At 48.3% G+C, this 20,665-nt stretch carries 17 protein-coding genes; 5 read left to right on the top strand and 12 right to left on the bottom strand.

The features are described 5' to 3' along the window. The first annotated feature begins 61 nt into the window (after window positions 1–61). Both QZ311_RS03440 and QZ311_RS03445 read left to right on the top strand, forming a co-directional pair. Window positions 62–1,963: an alkaline phosphatase family protein gene (locus QZ311_RS03440; RefSeq protein ID WP_297063898.1), complete on the top strand. Its 1,902-nt coding sequence runs from the start codon at window positions 62–64 to the stop codon at window positions 1,961–1,963. Window positions 1,964–1,991: 28 nt separating this feature from the next. Beyond that, entirely contained in the window at window positions 1,992–2,783 is a 792-nt protein-coding gene (locus QZ311_RS03445; RefSeq protein WP_297063901.1) for a glycosyltransferase, read from the top strand. Window positions 2,784–2,873: 90 nt separating this feature from the next. Here the strand turns inward: QZ311_RS03445 and QZ311_RS03450 are convergent, their stop codons facing one another. The 12 genes from QZ311_RS03450 to QZ311_RS03505 all read right to left on the bottom strand — a co-directional run bounded on the left by QZ311_RS03450 (window position 2,874) and on the right by QZ311_RS03505 (window position 15,039). After that, on the bottom strand, window positions 2,874–3,677 hold the full coding sequence (locus tag QZ311_RS03450) for a KilA-N domain-containing protein (protein WP_297063904.1): 804 nt from the start codon (window positions 3,675–3,677) through the stop codon (window positions 2,874–2,876). Window positions 3,678–3,955: 278 nt separating this feature from the next. After that, complete coding sequence (locus tag QZ311_RS03455) at window positions 3,956–5,029, bottom strand: GNAT family N-acetyltransferase (RefSeq protein ID WP_297063907.1); 1,074 nt, start codon at window positions 5,027–5,029, stop codon at window positions 3,956–3,958. Window positions 5,030–5,255: 226 nt separating this feature from the next. Beyond that, entirely contained in the window at window positions 5,256–6,959 is a 1,704-nt protein-coding gene (gene sulP / locus QZ311_RS03460) for a sulfate permease (protein ID WP_297063910.1), read from the bottom strand. A gap of 352 nt (window positions 6,960–7,311) precedes the next feature. Further along, the gene (locus QZ311_RS03465; RefSeq protein ID WP_297063913.1) at window positions 7,312–8,145 is read right to left on the bottom strand and encodes a DUF4377 domain-containing protein; all 834 of its coding nucleotides are present in this window, start codon (window positions 8,143–8,145) and stop codon (window positions 7,312–7,314) included. Window positions 8,146–8,645: 500 nt separating this feature from the next. Next, the gene (prmA, locus tag QZ311_RS03470) at window positions 8,646–9,494 is read right to left on the bottom strand and encodes a 50S ribosomal protein L11 methyltransferase (protein WP_297063916.1); all 849 of its coding nucleotides are present in this window, start codon (window positions 9,492–9,494) and stop codon (window positions 8,646–8,648) included. A gap of 91 nt (window positions 9,495–9,585) precedes the next feature. After that, on the bottom strand, window positions 9,586–9,873 hold the full coding sequence (locus tag QZ311_RS03475; protein WP_297063921.1) for a hypothetical protein: 288 nt from the start codon (window positions 9,871–9,873) through the stop codon (window positions 9,586–9,588). Between the two features lie 27 nt (window positions 9,874–9,900). Then, window positions 9,901–10,242 (bottom strand): hypothetical protein, encoded by a 342-nt coding sequence (locus QZ311_RS03480; RefSeq protein ID WP_297063924.1) that lies wholly within the window; start codon window positions 10,240–10,242, stop codon window positions 9,901–9,903. Window positions 10,243–10,375: 133 nt separating this feature from the next. Further along, window positions 10,376–10,573, bottom strand: coding sequence for a YtxH domain-containing protein (locus QZ311_RS03485; protein ID WP_123613305.1), 198 nt, complete (start codon window positions 10,571–10,573; stop codon window positions 10,376–10,378). 96 nt (window positions 10,574–10,669) lie between these two features. Next, window positions 10,670–10,867, bottom strand: coding sequence for a YtxH domain-containing protein (locus QZ311_RS03490; RefSeq protein ID WP_123613304.1), 198 nt, complete (start codon window positions 10,865–10,867; stop codon window positions 10,670–10,672). Between the two features lie 173 nt (window positions 10,868–11,040). Beyond that, the gene (locus tag QZ311_RS03495; RefSeq protein ID WP_297063931.1) at window positions 11,041–13,305 is read right to left on the bottom strand and encodes a cation:proton antiporter; all 2,265 of its coding nucleotides are present in this window, start codon (window positions 13,303–13,305) and stop codon (window positions 11,041–11,043) included. A gap of 32 nt (window positions 13,306–13,337) precedes the next feature. After that, on the bottom strand, window positions 13,338–14,054 hold the full coding sequence (locus QZ311_RS03500) for an MgtC/SapB family protein (protein ID WP_297063934.1): 717 nt from the start codon (window positions 14,052–14,054) through the stop codon (window positions 13,338–13,340). A 73-nt stretch (window positions 14,055–14,127) separates the two neighbouring features. Continuing rightward, window positions 14,128–15,039 (bottom strand): hypothetical protein, encoded by a 912-nt coding sequence (locus QZ311_RS03505; RefSeq protein ID WP_297063937.1) that lies wholly within the window; start codon window positions 15,037–15,039, stop codon window positions 14,128–14,130. Between the two features lie 219 nt (window positions 15,040–15,258). Here QZ311_RS03505 and QZ311_RS03510 point away from each other — a divergent pair, with 219 nt between their 5' ends. The 3 genes from QZ311_RS03510 (at window position 15,259) to QZ311_RS03520 (ending at window position 20,576) form a co-directional block, all read left to right on the top strand. After that, entirely contained in the window at window positions 15,259–17,604 is a 2,346-nt protein-coding gene (locus QZ311_RS03510) for an outer membrane protein assembly factor (protein ID WP_297063941.1), read from the top strand. A 74-nt stretch (window positions 17,605–17,678) separates the two neighbouring features. Beyond that, window positions 17,679–18,353, top strand: a complete 675-nt coding sequence (locus tag QZ311_RS03515) for an HAD family hydrolase (RefSeq protein WP_297063944.1) — start codon at window positions 17,679–17,681, stop codon at window positions 18,351–18,353. Window positions 18,354–18,446: 93 nt separating this feature from the next. Next, window positions 18,447–20,576, top strand: coding sequence for a HAMP domain-containing sensor histidine kinase (locus QZ311_RS03520; protein WP_297063948.1), 2,130 nt, complete (start codon window positions 18,447–18,449; stop codon window positions 20,574–20,576). Window positions 20,577–20,665 lie beyond the last annotated feature (89 nt).

Here is a 20,665-nt window from a genome sequence, read left to right on the forward strand (position 1 = left end):
ACGAGAACGTTACAGATGGTTTGACTCAAACCCCGTCAGGTTGATATTAAACCTTTTGTGGGTGTATATCTGTTACGAAATATGCCGTCTGGCATTCATATTCGAGAACTGGAGTCTCTACAGTGCAAATCTTTCGTGGCGCACCTTCTGGACACTGTCACTCGGTGGATGGCGCTTCGACACATCAGCCATATTCTATACCAATTCACTTGTCATACTTCTCTATCTCTTCCCTCTACATATTAAAGAGAAAAAATGGTTCTGGCTGATGACCAAATGGATCTATGTCATCATAAATTCAGCATGTATAGTAATGAATTTCGCAGATTCAGTCTTCTTCGAGTTCAGAAAACACCGCACTTCGATGGCGATTTTTCAGGAATTCAAGGGCGACAACAATCTGGGAGGCATCGTCGGCAGCGAAATCACCGGCCACTGGTATCTGGTGATACTTGCCATACTTATGACGGTCTTTCTCTGGAAGTGCTACCGAAAACCCGGCACACCGGTGAAACCGCTCAAACGATACTATCTGACACAGGTCATCTCACTCGTTGTAATGACCCCGATAGCAATCTTCGGCATGCGTGGAAATACATTTTTCACCGCCACCCGACCGATTTCAGTCAACTATTCACACAAGTATGCCAGTGAACCCATACAGACAGGCATCGTCCTCAACACTCCTTTCTCAATAATCCGCACCGTCAACCAGATGGCTGAGAAAACGCCAATCCTGTTCAAGGATGAAGCGGCGCTTTCAGCCGTCTACAACCCAGTCCATCTCCCCGGCGACTCTCTCGTAAAACGCGAAAAGAACATAGTGATACTCGTAGTCGAAAGTTTCGCGCAGGAATTTGTCGGAGCGCTCAACAAAGATCTTGACAACGGGACTTACAAGGGTTATACACCGTTCACCGACTCGCTTCTGCAACACAGCATGTATTTCGAGCAGTCGTTTGCCAACGGCGGTTTCAGTATCGACGCTCTTCCGGCTGTCATCGCCTCGATTCCACGCATGGACCGTCCGTTTGTATTGTCGCCCCACTCCCTCAACCACATCAACTCCCTTGCGAGCGAAGTGAAAAACATGGGCTACTCGACAGCCTTCTTCCACGGTGGTGATAACGAATCGCTCGGATTCAACGCATTCATCAAGCAGGCTGGAGTCGACAGATATTTCGGCAAAAACGAATTTGTCGCCGACCCGCGTTTCGGAGGCATGAACGAATTCGACGGTAAATGGGGAATCTGGGACGAGCCCTTCCTCCAGTTCTTCTGCGCCGAACTCAACGAAATGCCTCAACCCTTCATGGCAAGCATATTCACACTGTCGTCACACCATCCGTTTGCCGTTCCTGACAAATATAAGGACGTGTTTGTTGACGAAGGTCTCCACAAGCTCCACAAGTGTATCCGCTATGCCGACTACTCGATCAAACGTTTCTTCGAGAGCGCAAGAAAGCAACCGTGGTTCAACAACACTATTTTCATCATCACAGCCGACCATGCAAGCAGCAAGCGCACACATGAGGTCTATTTCGGTGAGGTCGGAGGCTTCCGCATCCCCATCATTTTCTACGATCCCTCCGGCGAACTCCCCACAGGCCGTCAGCCCGGCATAGTACAGCAGATGGACATAATGCCCACCATGCTCAACTATCTCGGCTACGACAAACCCTATGTTGCATTCGGAAAAGACATCTTCAACACTCCGGCCGAGGAGACATGGGCTTTCAACTGGGACTTCTATCCTCAATATTTCAAGGGTGACTATGTGATGCGCATGGAGAACCAGCAGATTTCAGAAATCTACAATTATAAAAAAGACCCGCTGCTCAAAGAAAACCTCAAAGGTAAAATGCCAAAAGACATAGAGCAGGATATGTTCAACCACATGTGTGCCATCATCCAAAGCTACATGCAGCGCATGGACAAGGACGATGTGACAGTCAAAAAGTAGCCTTCTAAAAAACTCAAAACGTTAATTAATGAAAGCATCGCTCATCATATCGGTCTACCGCAACACGAAGTTTCTCAACATAGTGCTCGAAAGTCTCAGATACCAGACCGAAAATGATTTTGAGATTATTATTTCGGAGGACGGAGAGTCGGATGAAATGAGAGACTTCGTAAAGTCCTACAATTTCATCCACCCTTTCCGGCATCTCACGCAAACAGACGACGGATGGAGAAAAAACAGGGCATTGAACCGTGCGATAATCGCAGCCAAGGCCGAACAGCTGATTTTCATAGACGGTGACTGTGTGCTTCACCCTCGGTTTATCGAAGCCCACACAAGAGATTTCAATCCCGATCTCATCAATGCCGGTAAGCGCGTGATGCTCAACGAATCTATGTCGCAGAAGCTCATTGCAAACCCTAAATCGGTGACGTCGCTGCAACCGGCGATGTGGCTGGCTCTTATACGTCCAAACGGAATGAAACGAATCGAGGAGGGTTTATATATCCCCGGACTCAACCGTTTCAGGAAACTTGAATATCTTACAGGCTGCAACATGTCGTTTTCACGCAAGGCCATAATGGCGATCAACGGATTCGACGAGGATTACACGAAACCGGCCTACGGAGAGGACACAGACCTTGTGTGGCGTTTCAAAATGGCCGGATTCAAATTCCGCTCATTGCGCAACGCAGCGGTACAGTATCATCTGTCGCATCCTCTCTCATGGACTGACCAGTCCGAAAACATGGCACTCGGCCATGAAAAAGCCGCCCGACGGGAATTTGTGTGTGTCCACGGTATTTCAGATCATTTATAATCCTTCAGGTATTGCCATTCTCGGCAACCTTAGGCCAATAAATCATTTCGCTAAGCACGAAATAATCATGTTGTGGCTATCCATACACAATTACTTCAATAGTTTTCTATTGTTATCGTCACTTTCCAACACGCTCATCTGATGAATGGCTATCAGATTCAGTTTCACAAGTCGCTCGCTCTGCGTAATACCATGCTCGATGAAAACCGCATTGAGGTTTTCCATATTTGACAGGCAGATAAGTTCATTGATTGTGGCATAGTCGCGTATATTCCCCTTGAGGTCCGGATTGGATTCGCGCCATTGCTTTGCCGTCACACCGAACATCGCCACATTCAGCACATCAGCTTCATTAGCGTAGATGATGCTCGCCTGTGCCGGTGTAACCTCAACGGGGATAAGGTTCTGCCTTATGGCATCGGTATGTATGCGGTAGTTGATTTTCGACAACTCACGTTTCGCCGACCAACCCAATAGCCGCTGTTCCTCCGTCTTTAACCGCTGATATTCTTTGACGAGCAATAACTGAAATTTGGGGCTTATCCACATTCCGAAATGGTAAGCTATATCCCGATGTGCGTATGTGCCACCATAACGACCGGCTTTTGAACGTATGCCTATGGCATTTGTACGTTCAAGCCACGTTTTTACTGATAGCACAAAGTTGTTGCTTCCTGCAGCATTTTTAATTGTACCGAATTCGGTACAATTAAAATCGGGATTATAGAGCATTTCCCATTCTCCGAGATACTCGATGGTGCTTTTAAGACTTAACCAACGGAAAATTATATGCTCTTGCATTTGGCTGCGAGCCATGTCCGTTAGGCTGATATAATCTTCCTCGTTGTATTTTACAACTGCTATGTCTGTATTTTGTACTGTAATTTTTGCCATTGCCTGTGATATGACTATATGCCAATACGCAAAGTTAAATATTTTTGCTGACATACAGCGTATTTGCTCTGTGTTCTTGCCATGTCGATGATGCCGTTCTCATCTAAGCATATAGCCTCATTCCGGACTATGCGGTTGCGAAAAGTCTATATCCACTGAAGCGAACTCATTGAACTCCGCTCTTTGACCTAATCCCGCAGTACATGAATCGAGAAGGTTCACTTTTCCATCTCTGCCAACTTTTTCATCAGTTGCCGCATCTTCTTAATCTGAGTCAATCACAGCGTGGCCACTACGCGACTGACAGGCTGGTTGACAGCGCCCATCTGTTGCTTGTAGGGCTCTTCACCACGACAGAGGTCAAAATCCTTAACACCTTTGTCGTAGCACCATTTCATGATTTCCTTAAGCATAAGTATTCCCGGGGCATGGGCGCGCTGCTCGGTGTCAATGGCAAGTTTGGGCACGACGATATAACCATCCGACAGATATAGGAAAGCAAAGGCTGCCGGCTCACCGTTTATCTCAAAAACAAAGAGCACAGTCTCGTCAAGTTGACTGAAACTCAGAGTCTTCATACCGCCGGAACATTCTTTATGGGTCTCCCACACGCAGACAAGCCGACGGAATGCAGTGATGTCCCTCTTACGCCATACGTTCTTACGCATGAAAAACAGACGCCATATCTTTTTCCAATAATTACCGACAGGAGGATTTTCACGCGTGAACACTTTCAGCTCCGATGTCAAATCGCCATGAGTGAAGTGGTTACTGCGGGTCTTGATGTTGTGGCGCAATTTCTTGTTGAGCGACAGATAGTAGGCATCGAAATCCTCGAAATCCGACAGCGGAATGTGATAGCTGCCACGCTCGGTGTAACGCGCACCCGGAATTGCGGAAAGCTCCTGAGTGAACGGAGTCGCAGGCGGAAGCTCAAACAGACGCAGCTTTTTCCCACGATAGCGCCCGCAAATATAATTGACAAGAGCCTTGAATATGCCGGCATGACGCTCGTTGTTGTAGACAGACACCACATTGTTTATGCCTGACGTACGCCATGAGGTCATCTCCACTTTGCCTGACCTATAGACCATAAGCGGAAGAATAGCCACAGGGTTTCCGTCGTTCCTGACCAGAATATATTCGATATGTTTCAGACCGAGTCTGACAGAAGGCTGTCGGGAATAGTAGCGTTCGACGAATTCATTCCATCGGAAAGTCTGATAGAAGGTATATTCAATCCTTGGCATCTTCCCTTCGGCAATCATTGCGGCAGCCAGCTCATCTGACTCCTTCCAGAATGATTTCAAAGGCTTTATACTGTCGAAAACTTCAAATGTAATTTCAGGCATAGAGATAGAATTTAACCACATCGGCAACCAATCGATGACAATGAGGCCGGTTAATTTACCACAAATTTAGCCTAATTCCGCCACTTTGCCAAATCACGGTCACTGACAGCAAAAAAAATCAGTGGCCGGTCTTGACACAGACAGGCCACTGAGAATAGAAACTATACCTAATATAACTTTACGGATAACTTAACAGATTGCCTCAAACAATGAAGTCGTCCGGACCTCACGCATTTGCAGCTGAAAGCGTCGATGATGCAGGAGCAATCCTGTTGGCCATCTCGACAGCCTTTGTTATATGTGAACATATATGATCCTCACCTATAAGGCGGTTGATGCCGGCATTGACAAGGGCTGTGCGCACATTATCCTTGACACCGGAGAGAACCACGTGGATTCCCTCTTCCTGAGAGGATTTAATAAGTGTCTCAAGGTTATGGATGCCTGTCGAATCTATGAAAGGCACTTTGCGCATGCGGATGATTCTGACAAGCGGCTTACGGCCCATGCCGCTGCGCATAAGTTCATCAAACTTTGTAGCCACACCGAAGAAGAACGGACCGTCGATTTCATAGACCTCCACTCCGGGATTGACATCAAGCACCTCGTGGTGAGCCATCTCAGAGCCTTCGTCGATGTCAAGCTGACCTGAGTAGGCCTTGATTTCCGTATTTTCCATGACACGGCGCAGGAAGAGTATGACCGCAAGCAGCAGACCCATTTCGATAGCAATCGTAAGGTCAAAGATGACAGTCAGAAGGAATGTCACCGCAAGCACAGAGATGTCGCTCTTCGGGTTGTGGAAAATCGAGCGGATTGTGCGCCAGCCGCTCATATTGTAGCTGACGACAATAAGCACGGCAGCAAGACATGCCATCGGAATCAGATTGATAAGCGGCATGAGGAAAAGGAAAATAAGGAAAAGCACAATGGCGTGGACAACTCCGGCTACGGGTGTGCGTCCACCGTTTGTGATGTTGGTCATTGTACGGGCGATAGCACCGGTGACAGGGATTCCGCCGAAGAAAGGAACAACGATATTGGCCATGCCTTGTCCTATCAGCTCGGTGTTGCTGTTGGTACGTGTGCCGGTCACACCGTCGGCGACTGTAGCCGAAAGGAGCGACTCGATAGCGCCGAGAATGGCAATCGTGAATGCCGACGGGAGAAGGCGGTTGATTGTAGCCATATTGAGCTCAAATCCATGAGGCTGCGGAATGTCGGTCGACAACGATCCGAATCGGTCACCGATGGTCTCGACACTGATGCCCGGCACGATAGCCACGACCGCAGTGACGATTATGATTGCGATGAGCGCTCCCGGCAGACGGCGTGAAACCTTCGGGGTTATGATGATGATTGCAAGCGCGGCAAGTCCCACGCCAAGGGTAACCCAGTCGATATTACCGAAATTTGAAATGTATGCACCCCACTTCGGGATAAATTCACTCGGGACATTTTTCAGTCCGAGACCGAAGAAGTCGTTTATCTGGGTCGAAAATATCGTAAGCGCGATACCTGCGGTAAAGCCGACCACAATCGGATAAGGAATAAACTTGATGACAGTTCCGAGACGGAAAAAACCGAGAGCCACCAGAATCAGTCCGGCCATAAATGTCGCTACGGCAAGACCTTCGAGTCCGAAAGTGGCTATAATGTTATAGACAATGACGATGAACGCTCCCGTAGGGCCACCGATCTGAACCGTACATCCTCCGGCCGCTGAAACGATGAAACCACCGATTATGGCCGTAATCAGACCGACTGTAGGGCTTACGCCACTTGCAATACCAAACGCGATGGCAAGCGGAAGAGCGACAATACCCACAACAATACCGGCCACAAGGTCATTCTTGAACTTGTCTGCCGAATAATTTTTCAAAGCCGAAACCAATTTCGGCCTGAAATCAATTGAACCGTTAAAATTCATTTGTATACTTATCTTATATGGAATAACCAAGTTACTATATCAGGCGGATGCGGAGAACCAGTGGTCAAAAAAGCCAATCGGATACAATGCTATTCAACACTGCTTTTAAACATATCTCGCCATAAGAATCAATTAAGGCGCAAAATTACATAAAAATTCTTAAATCCGATTAAAAAAATCGCCATTATGTAAAATAACGGCGATTTTTCGAGCTGCATAATCTGCTACCACGTTAAAAAATTGCTATAACGAACAAATTATTCGTCTCGCTCAGTAGAAATCATTTTAACATGTTTTACAGATTGTCCATGTTTGAATTTCCTTATTAACAACATAAATTAATGACATGCCACTATTCTTTGCTTATAGCAAAATGTACTTTTTGGAGGCCATAACGACGGCTGTTAGCAAGCACAAGTGAGTATTCAAGCGTTCTTCCGCTTTCATACTTAGCGGCTATCTCATCGTATAAATCCTGCGAAATCACGTCTTTGAGATAAAGAGTTCCTCTTGTCAGACTCACCCTTTCAATCTTGTCGGTCAACGGTGATAGGACATAAGCCGAGGTCGCTTTCTTGCCAATACGATTGAACTCAATAAAATCGGGGGAACTCGTTTCGATAGCAAATTCCAGCCGAATAGCAGCGGTACTCAAATCGAATTCAATATCGCCGTCTTTGTAATTGGCATAATGCATTTTCCCATTTCCATCTATGACAAACGCATCTTTATAAAGATTATAGATATGATACGGGCATTTATCTTCATATGGGATATCCTCTTCCTTGTTGACAATTATTTTATTGTCCTCCTTAGGTTCTTCGGGCCATATTCTGTCTTCCAAGATTTCAAGAAGACGATAAGTGTATGAACTTGCATCAGCCGGAGGATTTGCAAGGATAGTACGGCGTACTTTCAACGTGTACCTATGACCTGACTCATAATCAAATCCTTCAATAGCATTCATAGCCAGATTGCGCCACTCGCCGGGGAAATCCTCGTCCATAACGCGAAGGCACACAAGGGGGTATTCCCTCTTGTCGTCAAAAATGTCATACATTATTCCAGTTTCTTCAGAAACAGACATAATGATATCCTTGGTCTTGTCGCGCGGTTCATCGTCATCCAGACATGACGTCATAAAAAGACAGACGATGAAAAGAAATGGAATGAAGAGTTTATTCATAATACATTTTTGTTTCCTATTGGCTCAATGGTGAGATTAGTTAAAAAAAGGAAACGTGAGCTAACTATGCCACGTCGTGATTGTAGGTCGTAGGAAACCGTTTGGACAGATGTAACAATAGCAGCCTATACGCGTGAGAACCACTATGCTAATCCTTGTCCTTAATGAATTTCCTACGTTCACAATCACAAGATTGAGCATAACGCTTCTTATTTTTCTAAAATGTCGTGGACAGACTATGCCTATCCGCTCGCAAATTTAACGAAAATATCTGAATATCGAGAGCTTACATCGTGGATTTTTACTGAATTTGCATTGAAAACCTCAATGGGAAAGACAAATAAGTTAAAATTGTTGATGGGGCAGAAAGTAATCCCCCATTAAATAAAAAAGAGCGGCCTTACGACTGCTCTTTCCGACCGGGCAAAACCGATCCCTAAAATCGTTGCTTACGCACTCGAAGTAAGACTCCGGCAGCCTGAGCTGCGGAGTCGGAATTATCATTTTTTCAGTTCAAGCACCAAACAAGACCATCTGTCGAGCGTATGGTGTTCCTTGTAGGCGAGTCCCAAAGGCTCAGCCACCGCAAGAATCACAGGAATATCCTCCTCGTAGAATCCACTGAGAAGCACAGTCGCCCCGGGTGCAAGAGTTGCGACATAGGCCGGAAGGTCGGCAGTGATTATATTGCGGTTGATATTGGCAATGAAAAGCCCGACATTTCCGATGAGACCGAGAGTCGAGGCGTCGCCGAGGTGGAGGTAAATGTTTTCGGCAAAATTAAGACGTACATTGTCAACGGCATTGTTGAAGGCGAACTCGTCGATTTCGACAGCATCGATGCGGGCTGCTCCGCGCATTGAGGCGAGAATGGCAAGGATTCCCGTGCCTGTCCCCATGTCGACAATCTTCATTCCAGACAAATCCATCGAAAGCAGTTGGCGCAGAATCAAAGAAGTGGTGGCATGATGCCCCGTTCCAAACGCCATCTTCGGGTCAATCACAATGTCGTAGCGGCATTCCGGAATATCCTTATGGAATGAGCTGTGGATGACACACTGGTTGTCAATCACGATAGGCTGAAAATAGTTTTTCTCCCACTCGCTGTTCCAGTCGCGGCCTTCGACAGTCGTAGCGCTAATCTCAAACTCTGTTTCCATCGGGAAATCAGCAATCAGCTCCCTGACCGCATCTGCGCTATAGGACTCAGCCTTTATATAAGCCGTCAGCCCTTCGGAATCTGCGACAAAACTTTCAAAGCCGCCGTCGGCAAGGATAGCGGCAAGGATATCTGTACGCGTCTCGTCGCACGGTGTCAGTTCGAGACGCACTTCAACATAATCGTTCACTGGTTATATATGCACTATTTGGGGTTATACATTCAAGGGTATATATCCTTTCTCTGCCGGCAGGCGAAAAAGGAAAGAGCTTCGGATGGAATCAACGTTTTCCGCGAAGGAAACGCATCGTGCGCAGCGCACGGCTACCGATACGGTAGGTGATGATGGCGATGTCAATATAGCTGAGCGTCCCCAGCACCTTGCCGAGCAGGCCTGTTTTCGAAACAGGCCCGTAGTCCTTGAGATTTCCGAAATTGCGTTGCAGGCGGTCGCGTGTGATTTCAATACGTGCCGCTGTGTATGCCCGCATATAGCGGAGTTCTTCAAGAGTGTAGCCGTTCCACTCCGATTTTTCGTGAGGGAGTTGTTTTGTCGTAGTATTACTCATTTTGTCGATGTCAGGATAATGGATAAATCAGGGATTGAAAAACAGGCGGGAAACGAACCGTGCAATCGGATTTATGACCAACTGCTTGCGGAATGCGAATACAATAGCAAGCAAAAACACGTAGAATCCACACATTATAAAATAAGCCCATATCATCCCTGTCCCTGTCGCGATGCAACGCACAATGGCAATCGACAGGAAAAACATGAATAATGAAATAAGCACGAAGCCGATAAAGGCAAATGTAACTGTTGTCAGAAGAAGTGTCAGCTTTTCGGCTGCGGTAAACTTCGCATAGTTGACATGCAACTTGAGAGCATCCTTGATTTCGGCCCAGAAAGCATGGATTTGATTTTGTTTATCAGACATATAACTAATAAGAACGTGTGAATTATATAATCCCGACTTCAGGCCCGCACCACATCCGACCAAACGAAAGGCATGGGGATGCGACACGAGCCTGAAAGCTTAAATATTCGGGTCGGTATTATACCTTTATATATTAGTCGTCAATTTCAGTTGTAAGCTGCTCGACGAGGGCATCGATTTCATTGTCGGAACAGATGATACCCTTCTTGCGGAGAAGTTCGGTGATGCGTGCACGCACATCCTCTCCCTTTTCGGGAGCGAAAAGGACTGCGGCTCCTGCGCCTACGATAGCACCGCCGATAAAGGCATAAAGCAATGACAGATTTGACATATCGGTAAAGAATGTTAATTATGTGTTACAAATTGAGCGTTTATGTTTAGCCTCCGGATTAAATCTGAATCTGAAGACTGCAATCCGTCGTGGATATTACTTCTTGATTTCCTCGGCAATTTCGTCGGCAAGTTCTTCAAGTTTGCTCTTCTGCAGCTTGATGCCCTTGCTTTCGAGATACTTAACGATATTGTCACGAGTCTTTTCGCCCTTTTCGGGAGCAAGAAGGAGACCAACTGTTGCGCCGGCTACTGCGCCGCCGATAACTGCGAGAACGATGTTTAAAGCTTTCATTCTTTTTATAATTTTTAAGGTTGTTGTGAATTTACAATGTTTAAACACTGTAAACAGGAAAAAGTTCACGGGTTGACGGCCTAAAGATACAATGTTTTATCGGTCTTTCCAAGAAATTCGCAAAAATGAGGCCTATATCAGACAGAATTCAGGAATTTCGGGATAAGAGTCCCCTATCCTTCAATAGCTGAAATGCGCTTCAGATTTCCGACCACCCACACCGTATCGCCTTCAGTGAATACAATCGACACGTCCGGCTGGAGATAATCGTCGCCACGCTGGACAGCCACCAGAAGTGCCTCCCATGTGTTGCGGAAATCGGAGCTTACGATTGTCTTGCCAATCAAGGGGGATGTTGATTTCAAAAGTATACCGGTAAGCTTTACGTCGGTCGAAGTCGGACCTGCGGTTTCGTCATCACTGCAGGCCTCGACAACAGGCAGGAGTTTCTGTATCTCTTCGTCAGTTCCTATCACTCCGAGCACATCGCCGGGAAAGACACGTTCGGTCGCGCCCGGGACCATAATCATGCGTCCTCCGCGTTGAATCGACGAAACCGAAACACCATAACGGCTGCGGAGTCCGGAATTCTTCAGCTGTTCGCCGACAAAAGGACACTGGTAGCCAACGGTCATATAGGCAAGGTGCATATTGGGGACAAGACGGTTTTTTGCTCCGCTGCGGCGCAGTTCTCGCTCGTTGAGATTGTCGATGAAACGCGATTCGATCCTGACCATGCGCCTATGGGCTGACTTGGAGAACGAGAGCGCAAGTATGAAGAACAGACCGACACCGATGGTCCAACCCACAGTCATAGAATAGATCGAGCTGAGAAGATAGACAACGAGAATCATGGCAATCAGCAATCGGACTATAGTCATGATTATAAGAGGCACATCGTAGCGGGCATTGGCGGCAACAAGGCGCTCGCGCTCAGTTTTCTTCGATGCCGGATAGGTCATGGCAAGCAGGAAAGGCGACATGAGCATCAGCGCCACCACAGTGGTCACGAAACGACCCCACGAGGGGAAAATCCCGGTGAAGAGAGGCAAAAGATAGTCGAGCGATATGATACAGAGCGCGATAAGCACCATCGAGTAGAGCACTACGCGCCACAGGTAGCGCTTGAAAAGAGACATCCACAACTGCTTCGTAGCACTTGCCGAAGTCGTCGCGTCCTCGGTGTAACGGTGAATAAGGAAATGGAGACGCTTCGGCAGATGTGATTCGACAAAATCACAGGCCGGGTCAGCCATGCGTATGAAATACGGTGTGGTAAATGTAGTCACCACCGACACAGCCACCACGATTGGATAGATCTGCGGGTCGAGCACTCCGAGCGACATGCCAAGCGATGCGATGATGAAAGCGAACTCACCGATCTGCGTCAGCGAGAAGCCCGACTCTATGGCCACACGCAGAGACTGACCTGTCAGCAGCATGCCTGTAGTCCCGAAAAATATCATGCCGACAATCACCACGACCGAGAGGAAAAGAATCGGCCCCCAGTATTCGACAATTATATGCGGATTGACCATCATGCCGACAGAGAGGAAAAAGACAGAGCCGAAAAGGTCCTTGACCGGAAGCGTCACCTTCTCGATACGCTCGGCAAAACTCGTTCCCGCGAGAATCGACCCCATGACGAACGCCCCGAGCGCAAGGGAAAATCCGCACGCCACAGAGAAAACCGCCATGCCGAGACACAGCCCCATAGATACGATGAGAAGAGTCTCTGAATTGAGAAACCTCCGCTGAGAATTGAGGAGCGATGGCAGCACGAATACACCCACGACAAACCATATTATAAGGAAGAAAGCAAGCTTGCTGACACTATAGAGCATCTCGCCGCCTTCAACGCTGTTGTTTATCGCTATCGACGACAATATCACCATCATCAACACCGCAAAAAGGTCCTCGACAATCAGGACGGCAAACACAAGCGATGCAAACTTGCGGTGACGCAGGTTCAAATCAGTAAACGCCTTTATAATAATAGTGGTCGACGACATGGAGAGCATGCCTCCGAGAAAAAGACTGTTGATATGGGAAAAACCGAGCACATGACCGACAGCGAAACCCGCCCCCATCATTCCGCATACGATAAACAGAGCCGTGACGACAGCCGATCCGCCGGCATTGACAAGTTTCTTGAAACTGAATTCAAGTCCAAGCGAAAACAGCAGGACGACAATGCCGATCTGAGCCCAGAACTCGATATTGTCCTCCGTGCTCACCGAGGGAAGATATTCGAAATGAGGACTTGCAAGAAAACCGGCCACAATATAGCCGAGGACAACAGGCTGCTTGAGCCATTTGAACACCAGAGTCGTGACAGCCCCGAGAATCAGGATAAAAGCGAGGTCACGGATGAGCCCCTCTACGTTGAATGTCTCCGATGCCACAGCGGCGTTTGCGAGAATCAAGTTGAGTATCATAGGAAGCGTGAATTCATTAGCGTGTTCACCGCTCAGGAGAGGTCAGCCTGATTGGAGAGCGAGATTGAGATTGTAGGATGCACATCGTGGAGAGCCGAAAAGACCTCTATGAAATCGGAATGCTCACGAATAAGAATCAAAAGATTGAGACGGGTGGTATCAGCCTCGTAGTCATATTCGACATAGACCCTTGAGAGATGGATATTGTAGCGTTCGAGCACATCGCGATAGGGCTTTATGGTCTTCACTATCCCCCTTACCTTAAGCCTGATTGTGCGCGCCTCATTCCCGACATTGACCCGGTGTTCAATCTGCTCGAGAATGGTGAGCACCACAAGCACCAGCATAGTCGCCACGACCGCAATCAGATAAAGGCCACAGCCAACGGCCATGCCAATAGTCGCGATTATCCATATTCCGGCGGCGGTCGTCAGTCCGCGGACCGACCCTTTCATCTGTATGATAGTTCCCGCGCCGAGAAAACCGATGCCCGACAGAACCTGAGCGGCGATTCGGCTGGGGTCGCCGCGAAGAAGACCGACCGTCTCCTGACACACGTAAATCGAAAGCATCATGGCTATGCACGCTCCCATTGAAATGAGCGAGAAGGTGCGCAATCCGGCCATCTGCCCTTTCCGCTTGCGCTCTATGCCTATCACACTGCCGAGGAGCAGACTGAGCGTTATACGGAATATCGCCGATGTCGTGTTAAGCTCAACGTTATTGACTATGTGCCAGAATTGTTCCATTGTTTTTCAGGAGACTTGTCAGGAGAAAACCGGCCGACGGCACAAAGGCCATCGGCCCGAAAGTTCCTGATGTTTATTTTTTCATAGTGAAATGACGTGAAGTCAGACGGTAACCGTCGGTGAAAAGCTCGACCGTGTAGTCACCGGGAGTGAGAGTCGTGTTGACATCCCAGTAGATTTTCACACCGGGAATCTCCTCACCGGCATACTCGATTGACTTTCGTGCGGTACACGGAATCGACTTGCCCTCAAAGCTGAACGACCCTACGCTTCCGAGCAGCTGCCCCTCAGGATTGACAAGACGGAGATAGATAGTCTTTTCACCGACAGGAGTAGAATTGTTCTGCGGAATTGTAAATGTCACCATCAGCTGCTTGGCCTTTGTGATATTTTTTTCTGTCTTACCGTTCTTCTTGAGTCCTGTCAGCGACACGCCTGTCACATTGAGTTTCTCGGCCAAAGTCATACGCTCGCTCAGAGTCTCGGCAGTCCGTGTAACCTCCTGCACGCGTGACGAAAGGCGCTCATTCTGGCTTTTTATTTCCTGATTTTCCGCTCTAAGACCGGCATTTTCCTTGTTTAGCGAGTCAATCTGCGCGATATAGTGACGCAGAAGGCTTTTGAGGGTTGCGATTTCTTTCTGAAGCTCGTTGATGCGTGCCTGCGACTTCACTTTCTCGCTCTTGAGTTCCTGCATAAGCTGCTCGACCTTAGCCTTGGCAGCTGTATATTTCGCAAGGATAGTGTCGTTGGCGAGTCGCTGAGCCTGATCTTCATATTGCTGGAATTCAGCGTTGAGCACATCAAATTCGTTGGACAGCTGAAGCTGTTCGTTCGAAAGTTTCAATTCCTCGTTTTCAAGCTGAGCTTCCTGTACCTGAGATTTCAATGACGCCACCTGCGTCACTCCGAAACCGACCGCGATGAGCAATAGGGCTGCCAGAACAATGGTCAGGATGACCATGGGTGACATTTTTCCTTTCATAATTCTATTCAGATATGTTCAATTGATGAAAATTTATACAAAAATCCGGCCGGGGAAAAACACTCCTTCAGCCAAGCTGCAAAATTACGAAACGTGTCACTATAATCCAAATCCACCGGCTTAAACTTTGTAACCAAAGCCTCAGTTTTACATCTGTATGCTTTTTTGCAACAGGTAGCTTGGTTATTTGGCGGAGGTAATGTAACTTTGCACATAATTATGTGTAGATTCACGCATTTTATTGTCACATTTCTATCCGTCGCCTGTGTCATGCTCTTGTCGGGATGCAGTTCGACCCGTCATGTCCCACAAGGGTCTTATATGCTCGACAATGTGAAAATCAACATCGAGGGCGACAATGAGGTGACAAATGAAGAACTTGACAATTACCTCAAGCAGAGCCCCAACCATAAAGTCCTTGGGTTCTGGAAACTACAGCTCGGGACGTATAATCTTTCGGGTAAGGACTCAACCAAATGGTATAACCGCTGGGTCAGACGGATGGGACAGCCCCCGGTCATATATTCACAGCCACTCACTGACGCATCTGCCCGACAGTTGCGTCAGGCCCTTGTCAACCGAGGTTATCTCGAAGCACGGATCGATGTCGACACCACAATCCAGACAGGCAAGAAAAAAATCGATGTCACATATAATGTATTTACAGGCGAACCAAGACGCATATCGTCTATCGCCTACGAAATTCCTGACACCCTCATCGAACGAATCGTACTCGAAGACTCGGCGCTATTCACACTGCGCCCCGGCAACCGCTTCGACCGCGACATGCTCGACGCCGAACGGACTCTCATAACCCAACGCCTGCGCAACCACGGCTACTATTCGTTCAACAAAGAATACATCACATTTTACGCCGACACAGCGGAATTTTCAAAAGAAGTAGACCTCACATTGAATGTCAGGCCTCCACGCACCCTGCACGGAGGTAAAATCGTGGCCGATTCTCTTTCACGCCACCAACAATACTACATCAATCAAATATATTTCGTCACAAACGGATCGACACCGACATCAAACCAGAAACATGAGGATGCCGACACGGTCACCTATCATGACATCAAGGTTATCTACGGCAAAGACCACTATATCAACCCCGGGACACTGCGACAAAAATGTTATCTCGTACCGGGACAGATATATCGCGCGGCTGATGTCGACAGAACCTACGAGGCTCTCGCCCGTCTCGGCATACTCAAGACAATCAACATCGAGCTTGTCCCTGTCGGAGATATCGACGGAAAACGCTGGCTGAACGCCTACATCCAGCTGTCGCGCAACAAAAAGCAGTCAATCACATTCAATGTCGAAGGTACAAACTCGGAAGGAGACCTCGGTTTCGGTATCGGAGCTACTTATCAGCACCGAAATCTCGCCAAAGGCTCCCAACTCCTCACAACCAGACTGCGAGTGAACTACGAAAGCCTGTCGGGGTCGTTCAACGGCCTTATAAACGACCGTTACACGGAATATGCCGGTGAAGTGGGCATCACTTTCCCGAAATTCGAATTCCCGTTCGCATCGCAACGGCTCAGAGAGCGACTCAACGTCAGCACGGAATTCGCACTGTCGTTCAACTATCAGGAACGGCCTGAATACACCCGAATAATCGCCGGCGCAGCGTGGAAATACAAGTGGGGCAACCGCAGCAACACCCGTCGCCACTATTTCGACCTGATCGACATCAACTATGTCTATCTGCCTGAAAGCACCAACAACTTCCTTGACCTCATCGCCCCCGACAACCCGCTGCTCCGCTACAGCTATGAAGACCACTTCATCATGAGCATGGGTTACAGGTATTACGACACCAACAAACGCATCCCGTCGTCGCTCAACAAGACATACACCCTTCAACCGACAGTCTACACGCTCCGTGCATCTATCGAGACCGCCGGCAATCTTCTCTATGCCATATCGTCGCTGTCTGACAGCAAACGCCGCAACGGAGCCTACAGAGTGTTCGGCATAAATTATTCGCAGTATGTCAAATCAGAAATAGACTATTCGCTGACACGCAACTATAACCAACGTCACTCACTTGCGTTTCATGTCGGAGGCGGCATAGGAGTGCCATATGGCAACTCGACTGTGCTTCCCTTCGAGAAGCGTTTCTATGCCGGAGGCGCGAACGGAGTGCGCGGATGGGGCGTACGCACTCTCGGACCGGGCAGATATGACTCACACAACTCCGTAAGCGACTTTATCAACCAATGTGGCGACATTCGTCTCGACATGAGCCTTGAATACAGGACAAAACTATTCTGGGTACTTGAAGCCGGAGCTTTTATCGACGCAGGAAACATCTGGACAATACACAACTACGAAAACCAGCCCGGAGGCATGTTTAAATTCAAAACATTCTGGAAAGAGATTGCCGTTGCCTACGGACTCGGCCTGCGGTTTGACTTCTCTTATTTTCTCCTCAGACTCGACCTCGGCATGAAAGCCCACAACCCGGCAATGGGGCAGGAACAATGGCCAATTATCCATCCCGACTGGCATCGTGACGCGACATTCCACTTCGCCGTCGGTTATCCATTCTGACGATAAAAAACACCCGTTATGTAATTCACACCTATTATAACTATTCTGAAATAACATAGTAAATAAAGGAACAGATGAAACAGCTCATAATATTCGACCTCGACGGGACACTGCTCAACACCATTGCAGACCTCGGCACAGCGACCAACCATGCACTCCGTGCATGCGGCTATCCGGAACACAACCTCGCATCATATCCCAAAATGGTTGGCAACGGAATCACCCGCCTCATAGAGCGCGCATTGCCTGAAGACGAACGCACGCCGGAAACTGTCGAGAATGTGCGCGCCCACTTCAAGGAATATTATGACGAACATCAGACCGATCTCACCCAACCCTATCCGGGCATCAACGAAATGCTGCGGGAGCTATCTGACATGGGGGTGAAACTCGCAGTCGCATCCAACAAATATCAGGCAGCCGTCGAAGCTCTCATCAAACACTACTTCCCCTTTGTGAACTGGCAGGCTGTCGAGGGGCAGAAAGAGGGAGTCCCGACCAAACCCGACCCGTCAATCGTGTTTGAAATTCTTGCGAAATGCCCGGCACGCAAATCCAAGGTGCTTTATGTCGGAGATTCAGGAGTCGACATGGAGACAGCCAGAAGAGCTTGCGTGGACTCATGTGGCGTAACGTGGGGATTCCGCTCCTTCAAAGAACTCAAGGACCACCATGCCGACAACATCGTCGACACCCCCGACGAAATAATCAAAGTGGCAAAGCGCCCCGGTCTCGAACTTGACATTTAAAAGCAGTCCGAAACCTTATTCAGCACACCGGTCACCTTTCCATCAAAACGCCCGGCCCATCACACCAACAATCTACAAACGGATACTACAATCATGAAACACAGATATTACGCACTGATCATTGTGCTCAACATACTCTCAACCCTCACAGCCGGAGCCGTATCACGCAACGACACAAAAGCTCTGACCGACACTTTTTATGAGCGTCTTGCCGTCGCCACCACGCAAAAGGACTCATTGAGAATCATGTGCAATCTCTTTGACCTCCTGCCTCGCGACGAAGGGACGCTCGTCGGGCTACAGATGTTTGACGTAGCCGACAGGGCAAACGATGTCAGCACTGCTCTGGAGACACTGCGCAACCTTACCAACCGCTACATACGCAACGACTCGATGCTCGTCGAGCTCTATAACCGCACGCTTCGCTACTCAAAACTCGGGAACGAAGAGCAATATGAAAGCAAACTCGACGAACTACGCGAGACCCGCACTCTGATAAAACTCACGCGCAACATCTGCCAGGCCCGCTATTCAGAACACGAAGAGCAGAGAGATATACTCATGGACCTGTTGCAGACCACCACACTCAATCCTCCGACGAACCTCTATGACAGGATAGTGCTCGGCCATTCAATCTGCATGTTACTGTGGCAGATCGGCGCGAGCGACATCCTATCACATAAACTCGACGAACTCGGCGACCTGATCAACCAACTTCCGCCGACAGCCATATCAATCCGTAATGCCTATAACGTACATGCGGCACTCATCTACAGAGACAACATGGAATATGAAAAATCCATGCAGGCCGACATGAAGACCCTTGAGGGCATCGAGATTCTTGAAAAACATTATCGTGAAATCGGACGGGTGTATCATTCTTTCGATGCCAACCGCTATATCATCTACACCCGCCTTCTATCTAATTTCCCGATGCTCGCCCCCCACGAGATTGAAAAATACTATAAACTTGCAATGGAACTCGCAGCCAGCGACTACACATCGGCTGAAACAAACGAGGTCTCTCCCACCCCACAGATATACTACAACCTCGCATACAAAAACTATGACAAAGCACTCGGATATATCAAAAGCTGCATCGACAATCCATACAACATTCAGGACCGCCGACGGCTGCTGAAACATGAAATCGAATGTGCCGAAGCCATAGGCGACAAAGAAACCCTATTGAAAGCCGCATGTGAATACTACAAGCTGCTTGAAGACAACCTTAGCCAGCGCCTCGATGAAAAGTACCGCGAACTGCAGGTGCTTTCCGACAATTCAGAACTGACCAACAACTACAACCAGCTTCAGATAGAGAAACAGCGCGCTGAATCACGGGCGCTGCGCCTGACTATAATCATAGCCATCGCAGCCACAATCATACTTCTCATTTCCGTCATCGTGCTTTTCCGTCTTAACCGGCGAAACCGCTCTCTCGTCGTGACACTCGACAAATCAAACAGAGAGCTGCGCGAAAAGAGCGAAAACCTCGAACAATCACGTCAGGAACTCGTCAAAGCCCGCGACATGGCACAGAAGGCCAACAACCTGAAGACCGATTTCATCAAGAACATGAGCTATGAAGTGAACGCGCCCCTCAAGGCAATCAGTGAATACAGCAAACTGATTGTGGACTGTGCTGACGCATCAAACCGCAAATACCTTGAACGCTTCACATCTCTCGTTGAACTTAACAGCGAACTGCTCAGCACAATCGTCAACGACGTGCTCCATATATCGGAAATCGACAGCAATTCCGTCCCCATCCACAACCGTTCGACCGATCTGAGGTCGCTGTGCACAATGGTGCTCGACGGAGTGCGACAAAGACTCTCGCCACAGGTAGTCCTGCAATTCGACGCCGAATCTCCGGCAATAAGCCTCTTCACCGATCCGCAGAGACTTCATCAGATATTGCTCAACCTTCTGACAAACGCCGCAAAATTCACCACCAAAGGCTCAATCACTCTCTCCTATCGGGTCGATGAAGATAAAGAAACAGTGGTGTTCAGCGTCACAGACACCGGCATAGGCATAAAACAGGACAAAAAGGATGCGATATTCGACAGGTTTGTCAAACTCGACAAAGACACTCAGGGCGCAGGCCTCGGTCTCACCATATCACGCATGCTCGCCCGCATAATGGGCGGAGACGTGCAGCTCGACACGAGCTATGTCAAGGGCGCTCGATTCATCGTCATATTGCCTCAGAAATAAACAGGTAACTTTATCCGATATACGAAACCGGCTCCTGTCACGAAAAAGCCGAGAGCCGGAAAGACTGAAATCTCTAAGTTTTTTCGTAT

This window comes from uncultured Duncaniella sp. (assembly GCF_910578445.1).
In the GTDB taxonomy this organism is placed as follows: Bacteria; Bacteroidota; Bacteroidia; order Bacteroidales; family Muribaculaceae; genus Duncaniella.

What these genes read in the sequence shown, in the direction of transcription:
- QZ311_RS03475 (WP_297063921.1), bottom strand. Translation starts at nt 9,873, where the DNA reads ATGAGTAATACTACGACAAAACAACTCCCTCACGAAAAATCGGAGTGG.
- QZ311_RS03520 (WP_297063948.1), top strand. Translation starts at nt 18,447, where the DNA reads ATGAAACACAGATATTACGCACTGATCATTGTGCTCAACATACTCTCA.
- QZ311_RS03450 (WP_297063904.1), bottom strand. Translation starts at nt 3,677, where the DNA reads ATGGCAAAAATTACAGTACAAAATACAGACATAGCAGTTGTAAAATAC.
- QZ311_RS03515 (WP_297063944.1), top strand. Translation starts at nt 17,679, where the DNA reads ATGAAACAGCTCATAATATTCGACCTCGACGGGACACTGCTCAACACC.
- QZ311_RS03500 (WP_297063934.1), bottom strand. Translation starts at nt 14,054, where the DNA reads ATGGAACAATTCTGGCACATAGTCAATAACGTTGAGCTTAACACGACA.
- QZ311_RS03480 (WP_297063924.1), bottom strand. Translation starts at nt 10,242, where the DNA reads ATGTCTGATAAACAAAATCAAATCCATGCTTTCTGGGCCGAAATCAAG.
- QZ311_RS03485 (WP_123613305.1), bottom strand. Translation starts at nt 10,573, where the DNA reads ATGTCAAATCTGTCATTGCTTTATGCCTTTATCGGCGGTGCTATCGTA.
- QZ311_RS03505 (WP_297063937.1), bottom strand. Translation starts at nt 15,039, where the DNA reads ATGAAAGGAAAAATGTCACCCATGGTCATCCTGACCATTGTTCTGGCA.
- QZ311_RS03445 (WP_297063901.1), top strand. Translation starts at nt 1,992, where the DNA reads ATGAAAGCATCGCTCATCATATCGGTCTACCGCAACACGAAGTTTCTC.
- sulP (WP_297063910.1), bottom strand. Translation starts at nt 6,959, where the DNA reads ATGAATTTTAACGGTTCAATTGATTTCAGGCCGAAATTGGTTTCGGCT.
- QZ311_RS03455 (WP_297063907.1), bottom strand. Translation starts at nt 5,029, where the DNA reads ATGCCTGAAATTACATTTGAAGTTTTCGACAGTATAAAGCCTTTGAAA.
- QZ311_RS03510 (WP_297063941.1), top strand. Translation starts at nt 15,259, where the DNA reads ATGTGTAGATTCACGCATTTTATTGTCACATTTCTATCCGTCGCCTGT.
- QZ311_RS03465 (WP_297063913.1), bottom strand. Translation starts at nt 8,145, where the DNA reads ATGAATAAACTCTTCATTCCATTTCTTTTCATCGTCTGTCTTTTTATG.
- QZ311_RS03490 (WP_123613304.1), bottom strand. Translation starts at nt 10,867, where the DNA reads ATGAAAGCTTTAAACATCGTTCTCGCAGTTATCGGCGGCGCAGTAGCC.
- QZ311_RS03495 (WP_297063931.1), bottom strand. Translation starts at nt 13,305, where the DNA reads ATGATACTCAACTTGATTCTCGCAAACGCCGCTGTGGCATCGGAGACA.